Source organism: Streptomyces sp. 2A115 (genome assembly GCF_052245575.1).
In the GTDB taxonomy this organism is placed as follows: domain Bacteria; phylum Actinomycetota; class Actinomycetes; order Streptomycetales; family Streptomycetaceae; genus Streptomyces.
This window is the reverse complement of sequence record NZ_JBQQCG010000011.1, coordinates 52531-72912: the sequence shown is the minus strand read 5'-3', so window position 1 is coordinate 72912 and position 20382 is coordinate 52531. Positions and strand designations below refer to the sequence as shown.

Here is a 20382-nt window from a genome sequence, read left to right as displayed (position 1 = left end):
TGCGCGCGTGATCCACACAGAGTAAGGCGCATATGCCTCAACTCGGTGGCGCGGGAGGGAATTTGGGTTGACCACGAGACTTCACCGAGGTCTTGACAACCGGATTGGTCTGGACCAGCTTGGACGTCCAGCGGTGGCCACCGTCCTCATCTCCGCTCCCCCACTCCCCCACCGGAGGCCCAAGTGGACCGCGTACCAGGCATGCCCAGGCGCAGACGGACGTGGGCCGGCGCCCTCGTCGCCGTACTCGCCGCGTCCGCCCTCTCCCTGGCCGGAGCCGGCCAGGCCTCGGCCGTGGACGTCAACAACGCCAAGAACGCCGGCTACGAGTCGGGGCTCGCCGACTGGACCTGTTCGGCGGGCAGCGGCACCACCGTCTCCTCCCCCGTGCACGGCGGTTCGACCGCACTGAAGGCCACGCCCGCCGGCCAGGACAACGCCAAGTGCGTCCAGACCGTCGCGGTGAAGCCCAACTCGACGTACACGCTGAGCGCGTGGGTCCGGGGCGGGTACGCCTACCTCGGCGCGAGCGGCACGGGCACTACGGACGTGTCGACCTGGACCCCGGACTCCTCCTCCTGGAAGCAGCTGACGACGAAGTTCACGACGGGCTCCTCGACAACCTCGGTGACCGTCTACACGCACGGCTGGTACGGGCAGGCCGCGTACTTCGCCGACGACATGTCCGTGTTCGGACCCGACGGGGGCGGGGGCGGCGATCCCGAGCCCACCATCCCCTCGGCACCGAACGGCCTGACCGCACCCTCCACGACCTCCTCCTCCGTCTCCCTCGCCTGGAACACGGTGTCGGGCGCGACCGGCTACAACGTCTACCGCGGCGGTACGAAGGTCCTCGCGGTGACCGGGACTTCGGCGACGATCTCCGGACTGGCCGCGTCCACCTCGTACTCGTTCCAGGTCACCGCGACCAACGCGGCGGGTGAGTCGGCGAAGTCGGCGGCGGTCACCGGGACGACGAGGGCGACCTCGGACGGCGGGACCGCGCTGCCCAAGCACGCGGTGACCGGCTACTGGCAGAACTTCAACAACGGCGCGGCGGTCCAGAAGATCTCGGCCGTCCAATCGCAGTACGACATCATCGCGGTGGCCTTCGCGGACGCGACGAGCACGCCCGGCGCGGTGACGTTCAACCTGGACTCGGCGGGCCTCGGCGGCTACACCGTCGACCAGTTCAAGGCGGACATCAAGGCCAAGCAGGCAGCGGGCAAGAAGGTGATCATCTCGGTCGGCGGCGAGCGGGGCGCGGTGTCGGTGAACGACGCCGCCTCGGCGACGAACTTCGCCAACTCCGTCCATTCGCTCATGCAGACGTACGGCTTCGACGGCGTCGACATCGACCTGGAGAACGGCCTGAACTCGACGTACATGACGCAGGCGCTCAGGTCCCTGTCCTCAAAGGCGGGCTCATCGCTCATCATCACGATGGCCCCCCAGACGATCGACATGCAGTCGACGTCCAACTCCTACTTCCAGACGGCCCTGAACATCAAGGACATCCTCACGGTCGTCAACATGCAGTACTACAACAGCGGTTCGATGCTCGGCTGCGACGGCAAGGTGTACTCACAGGGCTCGGTGGACTTCCTGACGGCCCTCGCCTGCATCCAGCTGGAGGGCGGCCTTTCCCCCTCCCAGGTGGGCCTCGGCCTCCCGGCGTCGACGAGCGGCGCGGGCAGCGGCTATGTCTCGCCGACGATCGTGAACAACGCGCTGGACTGCTTGACCAAGGGCACTGCCTGCGGTTCCTTCAAGCCGTCCAAGACCTACCCGGACCTGCGCGGCGCGATGACCTGGTCGACGAACTGGGACGCGTCGGCGGGCAATGCGTGGTCGAACGCGGTGGGGCCGCACGTGCACGGGTTGCCGTAGGGCTCCGGCCCTGACTCACTGTCCCCTGTCCCGCCCGGAGCCGAGTGCCGGCGCCGAGCGCGGGAGCGAGCTGCCCGTACCATTCCCGCAGCCGCTCCCGCCGCTCGGCGTCCACTCGGCTTCTGGGCTTCATCCGGACATGGCCGGCAACCTCTGAGGAGCGTTCCATGATGGGCAAGGTCGACCACCTCCCCTGGACCCGTTTGAAACATTTCCCGGGGCCCACCGCATCAATGAAGTGAGGGCGGCGCGGGGAAACACGAGAACACGAGAACACAGGGGGAGCGCATGAGAGAGGTCCGTGCGGACGGCTATCAGGAGTTCGCGGCGGCGCGCGCGGGGCACCTCTACCGTTCCGCCTGTCTGCTCACCGGAGGCGACACCCATCTCGCCGAGGACCTGGTGCAGGAGACGCTCGGCCGGCTGTACATCAGCTGGGGCCGGGTCTCCAGGGCCGCCAACCCCGCCGGGTACGCCCAGACGGTCCTCACCCGTACCTTCCTCGCGCACCAGCGGCGCCGCAGCAGCAAGGAGCGCGCCACTGACGTGTTCCCCGACGTGCTCGACCCTCGGACCGCCGACGCCGACATGCCTCTGCGGCTGACCCTGGTCGAGGCACTGGGCCGGCTGTCCGCCAAGGACCGGGCCGTGGTCGTCCTGCGCTACTGGGAGGACCGCAGCATCGAGGAGACGGCCGACGCGATGAACGCCAGCTCGGCGGCGGTACGCACCCGCTGCGTCCGCGCCCTCACCAGGTTGCGCGCCCTGCTGGGCGAAAGCCTGGACGAGTACGCGGCGCCCTGAGCCCACACCCGGTACGAGTACGCGCCGCCCTGAGCCGCCGCCCCACTCCGACGACCTCGCAGAACACAGAAGCGCAGAAACGGTGGTTTGCCATGCCCTTCGATCCTTCCTCACAACACGACGACCCCTTCGAGAACCGGCTCTCCGGCGCCCTGCGCGAGGCCGGCGGCGCCTACGAGACCGACCGGAACGCCCTGGTCACCGCGGGCGCGGCACGCGGCCGCAGACTGCGACTGCGACGCCGGGCCGCCGTCGTGGGCGGCGTGGCCGGCATCGCCCTCGTCGGCATCGGCGGGACCCTGTTCCTGCCCGGGAGCGGGGACGACAGCGGGAAGCAGACCGTGGCCACCGGGACGACCACCCCGACCCCGGCCGCGACCGCGACCAGCGGGAACAGCGAGAACGACGAGAACGGCGAGGACGGCGAGGACGGCGGCGGGTCCGCCGGCGACGAGCTGATCAGCGCGCTCAAGAAGCTGCTCCCCCAGGGCGAGTTCACCGAGGCGACGGCACGCGGCGGCGCGGAGGAACAGGCGCCGTACGTGGCGGGCGTGTACGACGACGGCAAGGGCGCGGGCGCCGTCTCGGTCAGCCTCAGCCGGCTCGTGCCGGGGGAGAAGGACCAGTGGACCACCTGTCCGGACAAGGCACAGATTCCGTACGACGGCTGCGAGGTGAGCGAGCTGTCCGACGGCTCGTCGTTCATGGTCTTCCAGGGCTACGAGTACCCGGACCGCCGGGTCGACACCAAGCGCTGGACCGCCGACCTCGTCACCCCGCAGGGGCACCACGTCAGCGTCAGCGAGTGGAACGCCGCCGCCGAGAAGGACTCGCCGATCACCCGGGACCAACCCCCGCTCTCTCCCGACGAGTTGAAGGAGGTCGCGACGGACCCCAGCTGGCGGACGGTCATCGACGCCAGCCCCGAGAACTCCAAGGACGGCCAGGTCCCGGAAGCGGGCGGCAGCGTCCCTCAGGGCCCCAGCGGCCTGGTCATCAAGAGGACACTCGTCGAGTTGCTGCGCCCCGAGGGCCTCAAGGTGGTCGGGAGCGGGGGCCAGGACACCGAGTACGCCTACCTCGTCCTCGACGACGGCAAGGGCAGGAGTCTCGTCCAGATCAATGTGCAGCCCGACATGAGGGACGTCGAGGACCAGCTCTTCGGCGCCGACGCCGAGGTCCTGCCCGACGGCACGAAGGTCACCACCCGGAAGAAGCCGGGCGAGAAGGGCGGCGCCGGGGTCGTCATGTGGACCGCGGACACCATCCGGCCCGGCGGCCTGCGCGTGGTGATCAGCGCCTTCAACTCCGGCGCCCAGAACACCGCGGCGACCCGCGAGACCCCGGCGCTCACGATCGAGCAACTGAAGGCGATCGCCACCAGCGAGGAGTGGAAGAAGCTCCAGCCGGAGTCACCGGCGTCACCGGAGTCCTCGGGGTCGCCGAAGCCCTAGGAGTCACCGGAGTCCTCGGGGTCGCCGAAGCCCTAGGAGTCACCGGAGTCCTCGGGGCCGCCCATCGGGTCAGTCCATCGGGTCAGAAGAACTCCGACCACGGCTGGTCCCAGATCTGCTTCACGCACAGGACGACGAAGAGCAGGCCCGCGATCGACAGCATGGCGTTGCTGAGGTATCCGTTGCGCCATTCCGCGGGTGTGCGGGAGGAGTTGAGGAGCCAGACCAGAGTGAGGGCGAGGAAGGGGAGGAAGGCCGCGCCCAGGACTCCGTACAGGATGATCAGGCGGAAGGGCTGGCCTTCGAAGAGGAGGACCATCGGCGGGAAGGTCAGCCACAGCAGGTACGCGCGGAAGGGCCAGGACTTCTCGCGGGCGCCGGACGCCACCTCCTCGCCGGACGCGACCGGCTCGTCCGGCATCTCGCGGCGCGCCCGGTAGCGCTCCACGAAGTCCGCGAACATCAGGCTCACGCCGTGCCAGACGCCGATCAGCGAGGTGAAGGACGTGGCGAAGAAGCCGATCAGGAAGAACTTCGACGTCGCGGTGCCGTACTCGTCCTCCAGGATGTCGCCGAGCTGGATGAGCCCCTTGTCGCCGCTCGCGATGGCGACGTTGGCGGAGTGGAGGAGTTCCGCGCCGACGAAGAGCATGGCGATGACGAAGATGCCGGTGGTGGCGTACGCGACGCGGTTGTCGAGGCGCATCACCTTCATCCAGCCGGTGTTCGTCCAGCCCTTCGCGTTGACCCAGTAGCCGTACGCGGCAAGGGTGATGGTGCCGCCGACACCGCCGATCAGGCCCAGGGTGTTGAGGATCGAGTCCTTCTCGTCGGGGAGGACGGGCAGCAGGCCCGCGAAGGCGTCGCCCAGGTTCGGGGTGACCCGGACGGCCAGGTAGACCGTGACCACGAACATGACGCCCACCAGGACCGTCATGACCTTCTCGAAGACCGCGTACTTGTTGAACCAGACGAAGACCAGGCCGACGAGGCCGGTCAGGATGGCCCACCACTTGAGGTCCATGACGTCCGGGAAGAGCGCCTGGAGGGGCAGGCCCGACGAGGACATGGCCGCCGCGCCGTAGACGAAGCCCCAGATCACGACGTACACGACGAAGAACCACGACGTCCAGCGGCCCAGGCTCGCCCAGCCCTCGAAGAGCGTGCTGCCGGTGGACAGGTGCCAGCGGCCGGCCGCCTCGGCGAGGGAGATCTTGACGACACAGCCGATGACGGCGGCCCAGAGGAGGGTGTAGCCGAAGTTCGAGCCGGCGATGAGGGTCGCCACGAGGTCACCGGCGCCGACGCCCGTCGCGGCGACCACGATGCCGGGGCCGATGTATTTCCAACTGGATTTGCGGGGGCGGGAGATGCTGCTCTCCCCGGTGGCTGCGCTGCCCGTACTACCCGTGGTGTCCGCCATGCCGATCAAGAAAGCGCAAAGCGGGCGGGGACACAAGAGGGCGTGCGGTGAAGAAACCCGACGCCCGGGCTGTGGTTCCGGAGGTGGCCAACGGACCCGTCGGTGAGCACGTACGGCTCCGCGTGGGCGCGTACCGCCCACGGGTTTCGGCCTGTTCACGGCACCGACTTCCGGTCTGCTCTTGACCCGAACATGCCAGACCAGCACGATGAGCGCCACAGCCCGCACACAGGGTTTGTCGGCATCTAAAGACAAATCCCGCACGACGAACCCGCACGTCGCACCGATCCACCCCCCGCTCCATCCCCACACTTCCGGTGATCCCGGAATTCATGGAGAAACTAGGAGAATCCATGCGACTTCGCACCCGAGGAAGCGGCGACGCGCCCTCCTCACCAGGCAGACGCGGTCGACGTACCGCGTTCTTCGCCACACTCCTCGCGCTGGCCCTCGCGGCTCCGATCGCCGCCACGACCTCCGCGACCGGCGCCCCCGGGGCGGCTCCCGCGTCCGACGCGGACGAGATCCGCCAGTACGAGATCCACCTCCACAACAACACCTCCGCGGCCCGTACGGCCATCGCGAGGACCGGCGTGTCGATCGACGAGGCCGACGAGGAGGTCGTCGTCGTCTCGGGCCGCGCGGCCCAGGCCAAGAAGCTGAGCCAACTCGGCTATGAGGTCTCGCCGTTGGGCTCCGCCCCGGACCGTTCGAGCGCCGCGGACGTCGGCCTTCTCGACTTCCCCTCCGCCGACTCGAAGTACCACAACTACGCCGAGATGAACACGGAGATCAACCAGCGGCTGTCCGCCTACCCGAACATCATGAGCAAGCGCGTGATCGGGAAGTCCTACGCCGGCCGGGACATCGTCGCCATCAAGATCAGCGACAACGTCGCGAGCGACGAGTCCGAGCCCGAGGTCCTGTTCACCCATCACCAGCACGCACGCGAGCACCTCACCGTGGAGATGGCGCTCTACCTGATGCGTGAGCTGGGCGCGGGCTACGGCTCCGACTCCCGCGTCACCAACATGGTGAACAACCGCGAGATCTGGATCCTCCCGGACCTCAACCCGGACGGCGGTGAGTACGACATCGCCTCCGGCGCCTACCGCTCATGGCGCAAGAACCGCCAGCCCAACAGCGGCAGTTCGTACGTCGGCACGGACCTGAACCGCAACTGGAACTACCGCTGGGGCTGCTGCGGCGGTTCCTCGGGGTCGACGTCCTCCGAGACCTACCGGGGTACGGCGGCCGAGTCCGCGCCCGAGGTGAAGGTCGTCGCCGACTTCGTACGCAGCCGGGTCGTCGGCGGCACGCAGCAGATCAAGGCCGGCGTTGACTTCCACACGTACAGCGAGCTGGTGCTCTGGCCCTTCGGGTACACCACCGCGGACACGACGACCGGTATGACGGCCGACGACCGCAACGCCTTCGCCACGGTCGGCGGGAAGATGGCCGCCAGCAACGGTTACACCGCTGAGCAGTCCAGCGACCTGTACGTCACGGACGGGTCGATCGACGACTATCTGTGGGGCAGCCAGAAGATCTTCGGCTACACCTTCGAGATGTATCCGTCGTCCAGTGCCGGTGGCGGGTTCTACCCGCCCGACGAGGTCATCGAGCGCGAGACGTCCCGGAACCGGGACGCGGTGCTGCAGTTGCTGGAGAACGCGGACTGCATGTACCGGTCCATCGGCAAGGAAGCCCAGTACTGCAGCTGATGAGAGGTTCGTGGGTGAACTGCGGGTCCGTTGTGGCTGGTCGCGCGGTTCCCCGCGCCCCTACGGGGCGCTGCCCTCTTCGAAGTACGCGTCCAGGACCTCGTCCAGCTGGGCTTCCCACTCCTTGAAGCTTGCCCTGGCCGTCGCCTCGATTTCTATCGGGTACCAGCGGCGGTCGGGCGTGTGCACCGTGATGGTGAACCGCTTGCCGAAGCGGGGGGACTCGGTCTCGACGGCGCCGATCTCGTCCCAGCGGAACTCGGCCTTCTGGTCGTCGAGGCTCAGCCGTACGCCACTGTGGTCGGCGACGATCTTCGCGCGGCGGTCGGAGGCCTCGAAGACGGGGCCCTCCGGAGCCTCTGCGGGCTCTTCACCGGCGGGTTCGTCCCCGGGCTGCTCCTCGGAGGCCGTCTCTTCGGAGGCGGCCTCCTCCGCTTCGGAGGCTCCCTCCTCGGCGACCGCGGTCTCCTCAGCGGTCTCCTCAGCGGCCTCCTCAGCGGCCTCCGCCGGCTCGGTGTCCTCCGGCTTCACGTCCTTCGGCTCGACAGGGCGCGGGCCTGTGATGCCGGGCACGAACGCCGGATCGACCGCGGCACCTTGCAGGGGCTGAATGTTGGGTCCTATGCGCTGCTCCACAGCCGGAAGTATGGCGGACAAAGCTGTGCCGTGGGGCGCCGGGGGCGGGAGACGTCTCATGGGATGAAAAGGCTGTCCTTCCCGGACGCCCCCGGCGTCGTTGACGGGAGCGTTGACCGGGGGACGGCTAAATGAACACGCTCAGCAGCGCCGCCACCACGAAGCCCGCCACCGACAGCACCGTCTCCAGGACCGTCCACGACTTGAGGGTGTCGCGTTCGGAGATGCCGAAGTACTTGGCGACGATCCAGAAGCCGCCGTCGTTGACGTGCGAGGCGAAGATCGAGCCGGCCGAGATCGCCATGATGATCAGCGCCAGATGGGCCTGGGAGAGGTCCTGTCCCTCGACGAGCGGGACGACGATGCCGGCGGTGGTGACGATGGCGACCGTCGCCGAACCCTGGGCCACCCGCAGGACGACGGAGATCAGCCAGGCCAGCACGATGACCGGCAGACCGACGTCGTTGAACGTGTCGGCGAGCGCGTCCGCGATGCCGGAGCCCTTCAGCACGGCACCGAAGATGCCGCCGGCGCCGACGACCAGCAGGATGTTGCCGACCGGCTTGAGGGACGAAGTGGACACCGTCTCCAGGGACTTGCGGGACCAGCCGCGCCGGATGCCCAGCAGGTAGTACGCCATGAGCAGCGCGATCGTCAGCGCGACGAAGGGGTGCCCGAAGAACTCGATGACCGAGCGGAGGGTCGACGGGTCCAGGGCGATGGAGGAGAAGGTCGCGGCGAGGATCAGCAGCAGGGGCGTACCGATGATGGTGAAGACGGTGGTGAGGGAGACCGGCTGCTCGGCGGGGTCGTCGTCGCCCGGGGCCCCGGCCAGGGCGACCGTACCCGTGCCGCCGCCGACGCCGACGCCGTCACCGCCACCGGTGGCTCCCGTGGACCGGGCGGCGGCCCGCCGCGCGGCGCGCTCCGCGGCGACGGCGGCCTTCGCCTCGTCCGCGGCCTCGACCATGTCCTGCGGTACGGGGACGAAGAGGCGCTTGCCGATCCAGGCGGCGTACACCCAGGCGGCGAGCACGGCGGGAATGCCGACGACGATGCCCATCAGGATGACCCAGCCCAGGTCGACCTTGAACAGTCCGGCCGCGGCGACCGGACCGGGGTGCGGAGGCAGGAACGCGTGGGTCATCGACAGGCCCGCCAGCAGCGGCATGCAGTAGAGCAGGATCGACTTGCCGGAGCGCTTGGCGGCCGCGTACACGATCGGCGCGAGGACGAAGATGCCGACGTCGAAGAAGACCGGGACGCCGAAGATGAGGCCGGTCAGGCCCATGGCGAGCGGCGCGCGCTTCTCCCCGAAGAGGTTGAGCAGGCGGGTGGAGAGTGCCTCCGCGCCGCCCGACACCTCGAGGATCGCGCCGAGCATCGTGCCGAGTCCGATGATGATCGTGACGTGGCCGAGGATGCCGCCCATGCCCGTCTCGATCATCGAGACGGCGTCGGAGCGCTGGACGGTGCCGAAGAGTTCGGTGACGGAGAGGCCGGCCGACAGGCCGACGGCTATCGACACGGCGAGCAGCGCGACGAACGGCTGGAGCCTGACCTTGATGATCAGGACGAGGAGAAGGGCGATACCGAGGGCGGCGACGGTCAGAAGGCCTGCGGTGCCGTCTATGAGGAGGAGCAGGCCGCCGGTGTGGGGTGGGGTTTCGGACATTGGGGGGTCCTCTGGGTGGGGGCATGGAGTTTTCGGGCAGGGGGGATCGCCGTACGGGGTGCGGGGTTTGTGGGGGGCGGTGCTGGTGGCTGCCGGGTGCGGGTCGGTTGTGGCTGGTCGCGCCCACGCGACGGAGCCGCATATCGATACGGCCCCGCGCCCTTGAAGGGGCGCGGGGGTGGGCCTCAGTTGTCCAGTACCGCCAGCGCGTCGATCTCGATGAGGAGCCCGGCCGGCAGGCCCACGTACACCGTCGTGCGGGCGGCGGGCGGGCCGGTCAGGCCCTGCTCCTCGAAGTAGGTGTTGTAGATCGCGTTCATCTCGGCGAAGTGGTCGACGTCCGTCAGGTAGACGCGGATCATCATCGCGTCGTCCCAGGAGGCGCCGCCCTCTTCGAGGATGGCCTTGACGTTGGCGAGGGTCTGGAGGGTCTGCTCGCGCAGGGTGGGGCCGGCGGGCGTGGGCGGCTGCCCCTCGACCGCGGGCAGGAAGCCGACCTGGCCCGCGACCTGGAGGATGTTCCCCTTCCTGACGCCGTGCGAGAACTTGGCGGGCGGGGCGGTGTGGGTCTTGGGGGTGAGGGCTGTCTTCTCGGTCTTGTCAGTCATGAACTGCTTTCCTTCGCGGGGGTTCTGCCGGAGTACTCGCCGCTGATGGCGTCCGCCGTACGGCGCACCAGTGGGAGCAGCGTGAGGAGTTCGTCTGCGGTGACGACGACGTTCGGGGCGGAGACGGACATGGCGGCGACGACATGTCCGTCGGCGCCGAGGATGGGGGCGGCGACGCAGTTGATGGACTCCTCGTGGCCACCGAGGTCGGTGGCCCAGCCCTGCTCACGCACCTTGTCCAACTCCCTTAGGAAAGCGGGGGCGTTGGGGGTGGAGCGGGATGTGTACATCGGGTAGTCGAGCTTGTCCGCGAGGGCGCGGCGCTCGGGCTCGGGGAGGTCGGCGAGGAGCAGTTTGGCGACGGCGGCGACGGTGATGGCGACGGGCTTCCCGATGCGGGAGTACATGCGCACCGGGTAGCGGCTCTCGACCTTGTCGATGTAGAGGACCTCGCCCTCCTCGTGCACGGCGAGGTGGACGGTGTGTCCGCACTGCTCGTTGAGGCGTACGAGGTGGGGGTGGGCGATCTCGCGGACGTCGAGGTTCTCCACCGCCTCCTGGGCGAGCGCGAAGAGGCGGGCGCCGAGGCGGTAGCGCTGGTCGGACTGGCGGTAGACCAGGCCGTGCTCGTGGAGCGTGCGGAGGAGGCGCAGGGCGGTGGACTTGTGGACACCGAGCCGCTCGGCGACCTGCCCGAGGTCGGCGGGGCCCTCGGCCAGCAAGGGCAGGATGCTCAGCGCGCGGTCGACGGTCTGGCTCATGGGGTGCGTACCTCCTCCTGGGCCCGATCAACGACTCGATCAACGGCTTGCGTCCAGCCGGGGCCGAGTCGAAGTGTCCCCCACGCGTCGTCGTCCAGGGCGGCCAGCCGGTCGGCGTGCTCCCGCGCCGGCGGCGTCGCGAGGTCTCCCGGCACGGTGAGCGCGGCGGCGGCCATGAGATGCCCGTGCCGCAGCCGGTCCCGGACGGGGAGCCCGCGGAGGGTGGCGGAGAGGAATCCGGCGGCGAAGGCGTCACCGGCACCGACGTGCGCGACGACATCGACGGGCAGGGCCCGTACGAAGGTGACGGTATCCGCGGCGTCCTCGCCCGCCCCGTCACGGTCCGTCCCGTCACTGCCCTTCCCGTCCTCGCCCGTTCGGGCACGGCCCGTCCCGTCACCGCTCTTGGCGAAGACGGTGGCCCCGTCCCTGCCGTGCTTCACGACCAGGACGTCCGGCTCGGGAAGCGCGTCCCGGATGGCGCGGGCGCCGCGCAGGCCCCACGCGGCCCGCACCTCGTCGTCACCGGCGAACACGATGTCGGCGCCGCGCGCCAGGTCCAGCAGGACGCGTGGTCCTTCCGCGTCGGTCCAGAGGCCGGGCCGGTGGTTGACGTCGAAGGAGACGAGCGGGCGTCCGGGGCGCCGCGCGGTCAGCTCGCGCAGCAGGTCGAGACAGTCGCCGGACAGCGCGGCCGTGATGCCGGAGAGGTGGAGGACGCGCCCCGAGCGGACCGCGTCCAGGTCCACGGTGTCCGTCGCCATCGCGGAGGCCGCGGACCCCGTCCGGAAGTACGCCACCTCGTGGGTGTCCGTGTCGCGGTCCCCCGCGGTGCGGAAGTAGATGCCGGTATGGCGAGCGGGATCGCGCCGTACGGCGGAGGTGTCGACGCCGTACGCCCCGATCGCCTCCACCAGATGGTCGCCGAACCCGTCGTCGCCGACCCGGCTCACCCACTTCACGGAGTGTCCGGCGGCGGCCAGCACACACGCCACATTGGACTCCGCACCCCCGATCGCCCGCTCGAACGACGGCACGTCGGCGAGGCGGCCCGGACGGGACGGAAGGAACGTGACCATGGACTCGCCGAGTGTGACGACATCCACGGCTGGGCCGGTGGGGGGCACGATGGCCACGATGGCGGGGACTCCTCGTCGCTTCGCGGGTCTCAGCGGCTCCGTTGACCCGGCGTAAGCCGAGATGTTAGACAGCGGTAAGCGATATACGCAATGAGCGTTGCACATAACGCAACGCACCTCAGCTGGGAGGCTCCATGGCCGCCGACACCGCCGCAGTACGGGCCGCACAGGCTGCTCGGGCAGCACCTGCGGCCCGTCTCGCCGCGCTCGCGGAGGAACGCGTCGACCACCGTTTCAAGGGCCTCCCGCCGGATGCCGAGGGCCTGACCGTCGGCGAGCTGGCCGCCCAGCGCCGCAACCTCTTCACCGGCGGCTTCACCACCCCCGTCCTCGCCCTCTCCGCCGAGCGCCTGGAGCACAACCTCCGGCTGATGGAGACGTACGCGGCCCGCCACGGCCTGGCCTTCGCCCCGCACGGCAAGACGTCGATGGCGCCCCAGCTCTTCCACCGGCAGATCGAGCACGGCGCCTGGGGCATCACGCTGGCCGTGCCGCACCAGGTGCGGGTGGCGCGGGCCTTCGGGATCCAACGGATCTTCCTCGCCAACGAGTTGGTCGACCCGGCTGCCCTGAAGTGGATCTCCTCGGAGCTCGCCGGCGACCCCTCCTTCCACTTCGTCTGCTACGTCGACTCCGTGCGCGGCGTAGAGCTGATGGACGCGGCGCTGAGGGGATCGCCAGGAGGATCGGGGGAAGCCGCCCGCCCGGTGGACGTCGTCGTCGAGCTGGCCGCGGGCGAGGGCGCCCGGACCGGCGCACGGACGGCGGAGGAGTGCGCGGCGGTCGCGGACGCGGTGACGGCCGTGGACACGCTGCGGCTGGTGGGCGTCGCGGGCTACGAGGGTGAGGTGCCGGACGCGAACCCGGAGCGGGTGCACGCGTGGCTGCGCCGCCTGACCGGCCTCGCCGCGGACTTCGACAGGACGGGCCGGTTCACGGGAGTCCCCGAGATCGTGGTGAGCGCGGGCGGCAGCGCCTGGTTCGACGCGGTGGCCGACGTCTTCGCCGAGATCCCCGAACTCTCCGTCCCCGTCCTCAAGTTGCTGCGCTCCGGCGCGTACGTCTCGCACGACGACGGCCACTACCGCAAGCTGACCCCGTTCACCCGGGTCCCCGAGGAGGGCGCCCTCCATCCGGCCTTCCGGCTCTGGGCCCAGGTCGTCTCACGTCCGTCCCGCGAGCAGGCCTTCGTCAACGCGGGCAAGCGGGACGCGGCGTACGACCTGGACCTCCCGGAGGTCCAGGTGGTGCGCTCGGACGCCGGTGAGCGCCCGGCGACCGGCATCACGGTCACCGCTCTCTCCGACCAGCACGGCTGGCTCCGTACGACCCCGGAGGCGGAACTCCAGATCGGCGACTGGCTGGGCATGGGCCTCTCGCACCCGTGCACGTCCTTCGACAAGTGGCAGCTGATTCCCGTCGTGGAGTCGGACGGCACGGTCGTGGACTACGTCCGTACCTACTTCTAACCCCGCTTCCAACCTCACTTCTGAACCCACTTCCAACCGCCAGGAGCCCGTCATGATGGATCTCGTCATCCGCGACGCGGAGGTCGTCGACGGCACCGGGGAGCCCTCCTACCGGGCCGATGTGGGCATCGAGGGCGGCAGGATCACCACCGTGGTCAAGGAGGCCGCGGCGGCCGGTTGTCTGCGGCCCGTCGCCCGCCGCGTCCTGGACGCCGAAGGGCTCGTCCTGTCCCCCGGCTTCATCGACATGCACGCCCACAGCGACCTCGCCCTCCTCCGCGACCCCGACCACAGCGCGAAGGCCGCGCAGGGCGTGACGCTCGAGGTCATCGGCCAGGACGGGCTGTCGTACGCACCGGTCGACGACCGGACCCTCGCCGAGGTACGGAAGGCGATCACCGGCTGGAACGGCAACGGCGACGACATCGACTTCACCTGGCGTTCGGTCGGCGAGTACCTGGACCGCCTGGACCACGGCTTCGGCGGCGAGGGCATCGCCGTCAACGCCGCGTACCTCATCCCCCAAGGGTCCGTACGGATGCTCGCCGTCGGCTGGGACGACCGCGAGGCGACACCCCAAGAGCTCGACAAAATGCGGCGGTTGGTGGCCGACGGCATGCGTGAGGGCGCGGTCGGCATGTCGTCCGGGCTCACGTACACCCCCGGCATGTACGCCAAGGACGCCGAACTCACCGAGCTGTGCGCGGTCGTGGCGTCGTACGACGGCTACTACTGCCCGCACCACCGCTCGTACGGAGCCGGCGCCCTGGACGCGTACAGGGAGATGGTGGAGCTGACCCGCGAGGCCGGCTGCCCGCTGCACCTCGCCCACGCCACCATGAACTTCGGCGTGAACAAGGGCAGGGCGCCCGACCTGCTGACGCTCCTCGACGACGCGCTGGCCGCCGGGGCGGACATCAGCCTCGACACGTACCCCTACACCCCGGGCTGCACCACTCTCGTGGCGATGCTGCCCAGTTGGGCGAGTGAGGGCGGCCCCGAAGCGATCCTCGCCCGGCTGAAGGACGACGACACCGCCGAACGGATCCGCCACCACATGGAGGTCGTCGGCGCGGACGGCTGCCACGGCGTGCCCATCGAGTGGCACACCATCGAGATCTCCGGCGTGACCGACCCGGCGCTCGCGCCCCACGTGGGCCGCACGGTCCAGCAGTCGGCCGACGCGCACGGCGAGGCACCGTGGACCACCGCCCGCCGTCTCCTCATCGACGACAACCTCGGTTCGACGATCCTCCAGCACGTCGGCCACGAGGAGAACGTCCAGCAGATCATGCGCCACCGCGTGCACACCGGCGGCTCGGACGGCATCCTGCGGGGCGACAAGCCGCACCCACGCGCGTACGGCACATTCCCGCACTATCTCGGCCGCTACGTACGGGAGTTGGGCGTCCTCACCCTGGAGGAGTGCGTCGCCCACCTCACGTCACGCCCCGCCGCCCGGCTCCGGCTCCCCGACCGCGGCCTGGTCCGCGAGGGCTACCGCGCCGACCTGGCCCTCTTCGACCCGGCCACGGTCGCCGCGGGCTCGACCTTCGAAACCCCGCGTACGCTCCCGACGGGCATCCCGCACGTCCTGATCGACGGCCGCTTCGTCATCGAGGACGGACGGCGGACGGACGTACTGGCGGGCCGGGCGGTCCGCCGCACGACGACCTGACCACCCGCGCCCGCCGCACCGGCTACGGCTTGGGCAGGGTGCACCCGCTACGGCCCAGGTCGATCTTGTTGTCGAGGCCGACGCACGGGATGATCTGGTAGGTCTGCTGGCCGTAGTTGATGCCCTGACGGACCGTCACGGCACCGTTGGCGTCGACCTCACAGGGGTTGTTGTCGGTGCAGCGCCCGCCGTCCTCGTTGCCGGTGTTGTTGACGGCGACGACCTTGCCGGTGGCGTTGTCGATGACGGGCGAACCGGACGTACCGCCGATGGTGTTGCAGGCGGAGGTGTAGCGGACCGAGTCCTTCCAGGTCCACTGGCCTTCCCTGAGGCGGTAGGCGAAGCCGTCGACGCTGCAGCTGTAGGTCCGCTTCCAATAGCCGGAGACGACCGTGATGGCGGTGCCGGCGGTGGGGTGCGCGTCGTTCAGCGTGAGTGCGTTGATGCCGTACGAGCTCTTGATCTGCGCGTAGGTGGTGGTGAGTTGGTACAACGAGACGTCCGTGTCGGTCATCGTCGCGTACGCGATCTTGCTGGCGCGGAGCGTCGCGACCCTCGTGCCCGCCGAGTTGAGCAGACCGAAGGTGCGGGTGGACGGCTGGTCGACGATGACCTCACCGGCCGCCGGGAAGCCGCTCTCCAGGCAGTGGCCGTTGCTCATCACGAGCGCCGGGTCGTTGTCCTCCGAGCCGGGCATGCGCACGACGGAGCCGGAACAGTTGCTCAGCGAGACGGTGCCGGCGAAGTCGACGGCCTGGGCCCTGGGCGCGGTGATCTTGGATATCTCCGCCGCGGCGGACGTGACCACGTCGTTGACCACGGACGTGACCGTGTCCGTGTCGGCGGGTTCGGCCGCGGGCGCCGGAGCCGCGACCGCGGGTGCCGCACCGGCCCCGGCGACTGCCAGGGCGATGAGCGCGGCAACGAGAGGTTTTTTCATGTGGGGGGTCCCCTCTTGCTGGCGTGAGTGACCGGAGACTTTCCGATCACCGCCAGTATTGTCATGCGCATTGTGAACGCAGAGGGGTCTGTGAGCAAGGAGTTGTATCAGGCCGTCACTTGGGGTCCTTCGTCGCGCCCTGACCGCGACCGGGTTTGTCATCGGAGTTGCCCTTCGCCGGCTCACCGGTGGCGGAAGGGGCCGTGCTCGCGGGGGCCGCGGTCTCGCCCCCACCGGAGGCACCGGGCCGCGCCTCGCCCGGCGAGGGACTCGCCGAGGCGTCGGGCGAGGACCCGTCCGACGCTCCGGGCGAGGTATCACCCGGATCGGACGAGGCGGACGGATCGGACGCCTCGGACGACGAGCCCGTCGAGCCCGGCCGGTCCGCGGACGAGGAGGACTGCTTGGCCTCCGGCACCTGCCGGTCCCCCTCCTCCGAGGAATCGGAACCGAAGAGTCCGGCGATCACGACAGCGAGGAGCACAACGCCGGCCGCGCCCGCGGCGACCACCCCGCGGCGCATCAGCCGGGCCCTGCGACGGCGCATCAGCCGATCGTGACGGCCTTCTCCATGACGGAGGCCCGGGTCCGGCTCACTCCCGGGATCGCCCGCGGCGTGGACGACGGGGTCGACGGCGACCCCAACGGTGGAGTCGGCGGCGGGACCGGCGGTGGGACCGGCGGCGAGTTCTAGACGGACCGTTTCGTCGTACGCGTTCTGCCAGCCGTGCGCGGCCGCCGGGTCCGCGTACTCGTCGTACGGCGGGGCCGTGTCGGGGTACGGGTGGTACACGCTCCGCAGGCCCTGCGGGTCGCCGTTCTCCGGGTTCGCGCTGTTCATGACGTATACGCCATTTGGGTTATTCGCTGCATTCGCGCCGTAGGCACCGCTCTCACGCTGTGGATCCGGAACATGGCGGCGCATTGTAGGGATGAGAGGGGTCCGAGGTGTAGCTACCGTCGATAACAGCCCAAACCACTCGTCTCACGTGGTGGAAAACACGCCACAGGAAGCGTTACTCGGCCGTAAGCTCACGGACATGCAGGTGATCCAGTCGACCAAGCTCGCCAACGTCTGTTACGAGATCCGGGGCCCGGTGCTCGAGGAGGCGATGCGGCTTGAAGCGGCGGGGCATCGCATCCTCAAGCTGAACACGGGGAATCCGGCCGCGTTCGGGTTCGAGTGCCCGCCCGAGATCCTGGAGGACATCCTCCGCAACGTCTCGTCGGCGCACGGCTACGGGGACGCGAAAGGCCTGCTCGCGGCGCGGCGGGCCGTGGTCATGCACAACCAGACCCTCGGCATAGAGACGGACGTCGAGCACGTCTTCATCGGCAACGGCGCGTCCGAGCTGATCGTGATGTCCATGCAGGCCCTGCTCGACGACGGCGACGAGGTGCTGATCCCCGCGCCGGACTATCCGCTGTGGACCGCCGCGGTCTCCCTGTCCGGCGGCACGGCTGTGCACTATCGCTGCGACGAGCAGTCCGACTGGATGCCCGATCTGGCCGACATCGAGCGCAAGGTCACCGATCGCACCAAGGCGATCGTGATCATCAACCCGAACAACCCGACGGGTGCGGTGTACGACGAGGCGATGGTGCGCGGGCTGACGGACATCGCCCGCCGCCACAACCTCCTCGTCTGCTCGGACGAGATCTACGACAAGATCCTTTACGACGAGGTCACGCACACCCCGACCGCCAAGGTCGCCCCCGACCTGCTCACGCTCACCTTCAACGGCATGTCGAAGGCGTACCGCGTGGCCGGTTACCGGGTGGGCTGGATGTCGATCTCCGGGCCGCGCGCGCACGCCGACTCGTACATCGAGGGGCTGACGATCCTCGCGAACATGCGGCTGTGCGCGAACATGCCGGGTCAGCACGGCGTGGTCGCCGCACTGAGCGGCCGCCAGACGATCAACGACCTCGTACTTCCCGGCGGGCGGCTGCGCGAGCAGCGGGACGTGGCCCATGAACTGCTGACGCAGATTCCGGGCGTGTCCTGCGTGAAGCCGAAGGGGGCGCTCTACCTCTTCCCGCGCCTCGATCCGAAGGTCTTCAAGATCAAGGATGACCGACGGCTGGTGCTGGACCTGCTGCGCGCCGAGAAGATCATGGTGGTGCAGGGAACGGGGTTCAACTGGCCGGAGCCGGATCACTTCCGGATCGTCACGCTGCCCACGGAGCGGGATCTGACGGACGCGGTGACGAGGATCGGGAACTTCCTGGACGGTTACGGCCAGCCGTGACGCTCACGCTGCGTGTACGGATCGGCCAGTTCTGCGACCGACTCAACTTTAGACTGAATCTAAGCTAGGATGGTTTCCTGCCGGCGCACAGGAGGCCATCCCATGTACGAGCCGATCCGCACCAAGTCGGTCCACGCGATGGCCGACACCCCCTCGGACTTCCCCCACCGGTCGCGCGAGGAGGAGCTGGACATCCAGCTCGCGGGGCACCTCGCGGCGCTGCTCGCGGTGACCGACGAGTTGCGCGGCCTTGGTCCGTCCACCGAGCTCGACGTCGCCGCGGAGCGGCTCTCCGAGCAGCTGACACGCCTGCGCGGCGGCCGTCCGCCGGTCCGCGCGTCGATACCCGCGGCCCGGCACGAGCCGCAGCCCGCCGCGCTCCACCAGCGGGCCCACGCCCTCGCGGGCCGCGCCCTCGTCGTCGCGGCGTCCCGCGCGGACACGGCGGCCGCGATCCTGGCCGCCGAGCAGATGGACGCCCACGCGGCGGCCCTGGACCCACGCGAGCTCGCCGCCCGCTGAGCCGTAGCGCTCCCTCGATCGGCCCCGGTCCGCGTACACCCGAAGCGGCGCGCGGACCGGGCGCCACAACACGGCGTTCGCTTCGGCCGGGTTCTGGATGCTCCGTGAAGGGGGCGCCCAGAGCCCGGCTGTCGTTCGACTTGTCACCGCGCAGACCGCGGACCGCTACCGCGAGGCTTGCTCGCCGTGGCGGCCGCGCATGAAAGATGACGGCGGACCCCAGGACAGGAAGGTCCCGCTCCGGTTGCGTACTGGGATCGGGTGGTCACCCCGCGTTCACCCAGAACGCCGGGGAACGTTGGGTTCCGGGAGCAAGCTCCGAGTGTGAGACGAATAGTCGCCATCGTCCTGGCGGTGTTCCTGATCGGCGGAGTGGCAGCAGCCGTCGTCGCGGGCCGCGAAGAGCAGGACAAGAGCACGGCAACGAAGACCGTGCGAGGAGTGATCGGGTCGGAGAAGGCGGAGTTCTTCGCCGATCCTGATGTGGTGAAGGCCCTCGCTGCCAAGGGCTACACCGTGGAGACGGAGACCTCCGGGTCCTGGGCCATGGAGGGACTCGACCTCAAGGGCTACGACTTCGCGTTCCCGTCCAGCCAGGCCCCCGCCGAGGAGCTGGCCGCGAAGCACGACGTACGGCAGCCCCTGCCGCGCCCCTTCTACTCGCCCCTCGTGGTCGTCGCGCACCGGAGCGCCGCCGGGGTACTGGCTACGGCCGGCCTCGCGACCCTCGGGGAAAAGGGCAACGGCACCCTCGACATGTCCGCCTATCTCGATGCCGCCGACAGGAACAAGACCTGGCAGCAGCTCAAGGGCGCCGACCGGTACGGCGAGTTGACGGGCACGCTCTTCATCTCGACCACCGACCCGACCAGTTCCAACTCGGGCGCGCTCTATCTCGCCGCCGCCTCGTACGTCGAGAACGGCGGCCGCGTCGCCGCGGACGACAAGGACGTGAACCGCACCGCACCCCTGATGCGCAAACTGATCAGCGTCCAGGGCGCCCAGCAGACCAGTACGGACGCGACGTTCAGGGACTTCGTCAGCGGAGTCGGCAACCCGCTCGTCCTCGTGTACGAGTCCCAGGTCGCCGCGCTGCTCGCCCAGGGCCAGGACGTCGGCGACCTGGCCGTCCTCTACCCGGACACCACCGCGAACAGCGACCACACCGTCGTCCCCCTCACCCAAGAGGGCCGGAGCCTCGGTGAACTCCTCAGCACCGACAAGGAGTTGCGGAAGCTCGCGGTGCGCCACGGGTTCCGGCCCCAGGGCGCCTCCGCGGAGTTCACCGCGGCCACCGCCGCCCACACCTCTTATCTCAACCAGAAGCTGACCGGCGTCCGGCAGGCGCCCGTGCCCGCCTCCAAGGTGCTGCACGAGATGGCGCGCCGGGCCCGGGGCTAGGGGGAT

Annotated in this window: 17 protein-coding genes; 9 read left to right on the top strand and 8 right to left on the bottom strand. The window is 69.6% G+C overall.

Annotated features, from left to right (window positions below):
- Positions 1-201: 201 nt before the first annotated feature.
- The 3 genes from ACTWQR_RS12555 to ACTWQR_RS12545 all read left to right on the top strand — a co-directional run bounded on the left by ACTWQR_RS12555 (position 202) and on the right by ACTWQR_RS12545 (position 4148).
- Complete coding sequence (locus ACTWQR_RS12555) at positions 202-1890, top strand: chitinase (protein ID WP_443227084.1); 1689 nt, start codon at positions 202-204, stop codon at positions 1888-1890.
- 288 nt (positions 1891-2178) lie between these two features.
- On the top strand, positions 2179-2694 hold the full coding sequence (locus ACTWQR_RS12550; RefSeq protein ID WP_443227083.1) for a SigE family RNA polymerase sigma factor: 516 nt from the start codon (positions 2179-2181) through the stop codon (positions 2692-2694).
- A gap of 92 nt (positions 2695-2786) precedes the next feature.
- Positions 2787-4148, top strand: coding sequence for a hypothetical protein (locus tag ACTWQR_RS12545; protein ID WP_443227082.1), 1362 nt, complete (start codon positions 2787-2789; stop codon positions 4146-4148).
- A gap of 82 nt (positions 4149-4230) precedes the next feature.
- Here ACTWQR_RS12545 and ACTWQR_RS12540 read toward each other — a convergent pair whose 3' ends face one another.
- A complete protein-coding gene (locus tag ACTWQR_RS12540) occupies positions 4231-5571 on the bottom strand; it encodes an Nramp family divalent metal transporter (protein WP_443227081.1) in 1341 nt (446 codons plus the stop codon).
- A gap of 353 nt (positions 5572-5924) precedes the next feature.
- Here ACTWQR_RS12540 and ACTWQR_RS12535 point away from each other — a divergent pair, with 353 nt between their 5' ends.
- Positions 5925-7295: a M14 family metallopeptidase gene (locus ACTWQR_RS12535; protein WP_443227080.1), complete on the top strand. Its 1371-nt coding sequence runs from the start codon at positions 5925-5927 to the stop codon at positions 7293-7295.
- A gap of 60 nt (positions 7296-7355) precedes the next feature.
- Here ACTWQR_RS12535 and ACTWQR_RS12530 read toward each other — a convergent pair whose 3' ends face one another.
- From ACTWQR_RS12530 to ACTWQR_RS12510, 5 genes are all read right to left on the bottom strand, one after another.
- Positions 7356-7931, bottom strand: coding sequence for a hypothetical protein (locus ACTWQR_RS12530; protein WP_443227079.1), 576 nt, complete (start codon positions 7929-7931; stop codon positions 7356-7358).
- Positions 7932-8058: 127 nt separating this feature from the next.
- Positions 8059-9606: a GntP family permease gene (locus tag ACTWQR_RS12525; protein ID WP_443227078.1), complete on the bottom strand. Its 1548-nt coding sequence runs from the start codon at positions 9604-9606 to the stop codon at positions 8059-8061.
- A gap of 185 nt (positions 9607-9791) precedes the next feature.
- Positions 9792-10214 (bottom strand): RidA family protein, encoded by a 423-nt coding sequence (locus ACTWQR_RS12520; protein ID WP_443227077.1) that lies wholly within the window; start codon positions 10212-10214, stop codon positions 9792-9794.
- Positions 10211-10975, bottom strand: a complete 765-nt coding sequence (locus ACTWQR_RS12515) for an IclR family transcriptional regulator (RefSeq protein ID WP_443227076.1) — start codon at positions 10973-10975, stop codon at positions 10211-10213. The genes ACTWQR_RS12520 and ACTWQR_RS12515 overlap by 4 nt, the downstream gene beginning before the upstream one ends.
- On the bottom strand, positions 10972-12054 hold the full coding sequence (locus ACTWQR_RS12510; RefSeq protein ID WP_443227183.1) for a sugar kinase: 1083 nt from the start codon (positions 12052-12054) through the stop codon (positions 10972-10974). Before ACTWQR_RS12510 ends, ACTWQR_RS12515 begins: the two co-directional genes overlap by 4 nt.
- Positions 12055-12248: 194 nt before the next feature.
- Between ACTWQR_RS12510 and ACTWQR_RS12505 the strand changes: the two genes are divergently transcribed.
- Positions 12249-13583: an amino acid deaminase gene (locus ACTWQR_RS12505; protein WP_443227075.1), complete on the top strand. Its 1335-nt coding sequence runs from the start codon at positions 12249-12251 to the stop codon at positions 13581-13583.
- A 52-nt stretch (positions 13584-13635) separates the two neighbouring features.
- Entirely contained in the window at positions 13636-15261 is a 1626-nt protein-coding gene (locus ACTWQR_RS12500; protein WP_443227074.1) for an N-acyl-D-amino-acid deacylase family protein, read from the top strand.
- Between the two features lie 22 nt (positions 15262-15283).
- Here ACTWQR_RS12500 and ACTWQR_RS12495 read toward each other — a convergent pair whose 3' ends face one another.
- The gene (locus tag ACTWQR_RS12495) at positions 15284-16201 is read right to left on the bottom strand and encodes a S1 family peptidase (RefSeq protein WP_443227073.1); all 918 of its coding nucleotides are present in this window, start codon (positions 16199-16201) and stop codon (positions 15284-15286) included.
- A 115-nt stretch (positions 16202-16316) separates the two neighbouring features.
- Entirely contained in the window at positions 16317-17042 is a 726-nt protein-coding gene (locus ACTWQR_RS12490) for a hypothetical protein (RefSeq protein WP_443227072.1), read from the bottom strand.
- Between the two features lie 199 nt (positions 17043-17241).
- On the opposite strand from ACTWQR_RS12490, the gene ACTWQR_RS12485 reads away from it, so the two are divergent.
- The 3 genes from ACTWQR_RS12485 (at position 17242) to ACTWQR_RS12475 (ending at position 20376) form a co-directional block, all read left to right on the top strand.
- Entirely contained in the window at positions 17242-18453 is a 1212-nt protein-coding gene (locus ACTWQR_RS12485; protein WP_443227071.1) for a pyridoxal phosphate-dependent aminotransferase, read from the top strand.
- Between the two features lie 102 nt (positions 18454-18555).
- On the top strand, positions 18556-18975 hold the full coding sequence (locus ACTWQR_RS12480) for an SCO4983 family protein (RefSeq protein ID WP_443227070.1): 420 nt from the start codon (positions 18556-18558) through the stop codon (positions 18973-18975).
- A gap of 324 nt (positions 18976-19299) precedes the next feature.
- Positions 19300-20376 carry a hypothetical protein gene (locus ACTWQR_RS12475; RefSeq protein WP_443227069.1) on the top strand — a complete coding sequence of 359 codons (1077 nt, stop codon included), beginning with the start codon at positions 19300-19302 and terminating at the stop codon, positions 20374-20376.
- Positions 20377-20382 lie beyond the last annotated feature (6 nt).